Source organism: Polaromonas sp. P1_E3 (assembly GCF_056405935.1).
In genome coordinates this window covers 1-2755 of sequence record NZ_JBFUBD010000352.1, presented here as the reverse complement: position 1 = coordinate 2755, position 2755 = coordinate 1, and the positions used below count along the sequence as shown (strand labels likewise).

Annotated in this window: 2 protein-coding genes; one reads left to right on the top strand and one right to left on the bottom strand. The window is 61.8% G+C overall.

Annotated elements, in window-relative coordinates; translation table 11 throughout:
- The coding region (locus AC1D0Z_RS19015; RefSeq protein ID WP_477659750.1) for an esterase-like activity of phytase family protein at nt 1–1099 on the top strand (1099 nt) is incomplete at its 5' end.
- A gap of 87 nt (nt 1100–1186) precedes the next feature.
- Here AC1D0Z_RS19015 and AC1D0Z_RS19010 read toward each other — a convergent pair.
- The coding region (locus AC1D0Z_RS19010; RefSeq protein ID WP_477659749.1) for a peptide chain release factor 3 at nt 1187–2755 on the bottom strand (1569 nt) is incomplete at its 5' end.

The window sequence follows — 2755 nt, the reverse complement described above, 5'->3', positions numbered from 1 at the left end:
CTTCAAGGGCCAGCCGCTGCAGGGCCATTCAGGCATCAAAAAGATGCCCGACGGCAGCTTCTGGATCMTCACCGACAACGGCTTTGGCGCCAAAGCCAATTCGCCGGACGCCATGCTGTACCTGAACCGCTACAAGGTTGATTTCAAGGGTGGCGCCATGAAGCGGCTGGAAACGATTTTTCTGCGTGATCCCGACAGGAAAGTGCCGTTTCGCATCGTCCATGAAGGCACAAAGCAGCGTTACCTCACGGGCAGCGACTTTGACACCGAGAGCTTCCAGTTTGCCGGTGGCGCCCTGTGGATCGGTGACGAGTTTGGCCCTTTCCTGATCAAGGCCGACATGAAGGGCAAAGTGCTGGCGGTGTTTGACACGCTGGTTGACGGCAAGGTTGTGCGTTCACCCGACCATCCTGCCGTTACCACGCCGGGTGCGCCCGGCGGCGCGGTCGATTTCCAGGTCAAGCGCTCCAAGGGCTTCGAAGGCATGGCGTCGTCGAAAGACGGCAGCAAGCTGTACGCACTGCTCGAAGGTCCCGTGTGGAATGCCGAAGCAAAAGACTATGAGCGCGTGGCGGGCAAGGAGGCCCTGCGCGTGCTGGAGTTCGACGTCCAGGCGGGTAAGTGGAGCGGCCGCTCGTGGATGTATCCGCTGGAGGCCAACGGCCATGCCATCGGCGACTTCAACATGATCGACGCCACGACCGGCCTGATCATCGAGCGCGACAACGGTGAAGGCACGGCCGACAAGGCCTGCCCCGAGGGCCAGAAGCGCACTGACTGTTTCCACGACATCGCGAAGTTCAAGCGTGTCTACAAGATCGAAATGACCGACGCCAACGTGGGCGGGCCGGTGCGCAAGRTCGGCTACATCGATCTGCTCAACATCGCCGATCCGGCAAAACTGTCGCGCAAGCCGCTGAACGACGGTGTGCTGAAGTTCCCATTCTTCACGATTGAAAACGTGGACGTGGTGGACGCCACGCACATTGTGGTCGGCAACGACAACAACCTGCCTTTTTCCAGCAGCCGCGAGCCGAACAAGGCCGACGACAACGAGCTGATCCTGCTGGAAGTGGGCGATTTCCTCAAAGCCCAATAAGGCCGGGGCCTCAGGGAATGTGCGCAAGTTGCTATGAGTTTTATAGCTGCTTGCGCTTGTCCTGATTGGGCTGCAGGCCGAAAAGGCTTACATTTTTGACTGGAAAACCAGCCCGGCGTGCTCGCGCAGCGCGTGGAACTTGATCTTGGGCCACTGCTGTTCCACCGCACGCAGGGTGGCGCTGTGGTCCACCAGCAGGGTGGGCGCATCGACCGCATCCAGCGCCACGCGGTGGGCGTTGGCGTCCATGAATTTCTTGAGCTCGTTCGGGTCTTCGGACGTCACCCAGCGCGCCAGGTTGAAGTTGCTGCCCATGATGCGGGCCTTGACGCCGTATTCATGCTCAAGCCGATGAGCCACCACTTCAAACTGCAGCTGGCCGACAGCGCCCAGCAGCAGCAATGAGCCGGCAATCGGGCGGAACACCTGGATCGCGCCTTCTTCACCGAGCTGCGTGAGGCCGGCGCGCAGCTGCTTGCTGCGCAGCGGATCGGCCACCTCGACGGCGCGGAACATTTCAGGCGCAAAGAAGGGCAGGCCGGTGAACTGCAGGGCTTCGCCTTCGGTGAGCGTGTCGCCCAATTGCAGCACGCCATGGTTGGGAATACCGATGATGTCGCCGGCGAAGGCGGTGTCGAGCAGCTCGCGGCGCTGGCTCATGAAGCTCACCACGGTGTTGGGCCGCAGCTCCTTGCCGCTGCGCACTACTTTCAGGCGCATGCCGCGGGTGAATTCGCCGCTGGCCACGCGCAAAAACGCGATGCGGTCGCGGTGGGCCGGGTCCATGTTGGCCTGGATCTTGAAGACCACGCCGGAGAATTTTTTCTCTTCGGGATGCACCACGCGCTGGATGGCCGGACGTTCAGCGGGCGCCGGTGCCAGGTCGACCAGCGCATCCAGCACTTCCTGCACGCCGAAGTTGTTGATGGCCGAGCCGAAGAACATGGGCGTCTGTTTGCCGGCCAGGAATTCGGCGCGGTTGAATTCAGGCGTGGCGCCGGCCACGAGTTCGATTTCGCCCTGGGCCTGCGCGTATTCGGCACCAAAACGCTTGGCGGCTTCGGCGTTGTCCAGGCCGGCCAGGATTTCATCGTCACCACCGGCTTTTTCTTCGCCGGGGCTGAAGACGCGCATGCGGTCTTCGCGCCTGTCGTAGACACCATGGAAAAGCTTGCCCATGCCGACCGGCCACGTGAAGGGAATGACTGTCATGCCGAGCTCGCGCTCGATCTCGTCCATCACGCTCATCGGATCCTGCACCTCGCGGTCCATCTTGTTGACGAAAGTCAGGATGGGCGTGTTGCGCGCGCGGCAGACCTGCAGCAGGCGGCGGGTTTGCGGCTCCACGCCGTTGGCGGCGTCGATCACCATCAGCGCCGCGTCCACGGCGGTCAGCACGCGGTAGGTGTCTTCAGAGAAATCCTGGTGGCCCGGTGTGTCGAGCAGGTTGATCACGCAGTCGCGGTATTCCATCTGCATGACCGAGCTGGCCACGGAGATACCGCGCTGCTTTTCAATTTCCATCCAGTCGGAGGTGGCGTGACGCGCCGCCTTGCGGGCCTTGACGCTGCCGGCTATCTGGATCGCACCCGAGAACAGCAGCAGTTTTTCAGTTAGCGTGGTTTTACCCGCGTCGGGGTGGGAAATGATGGCATA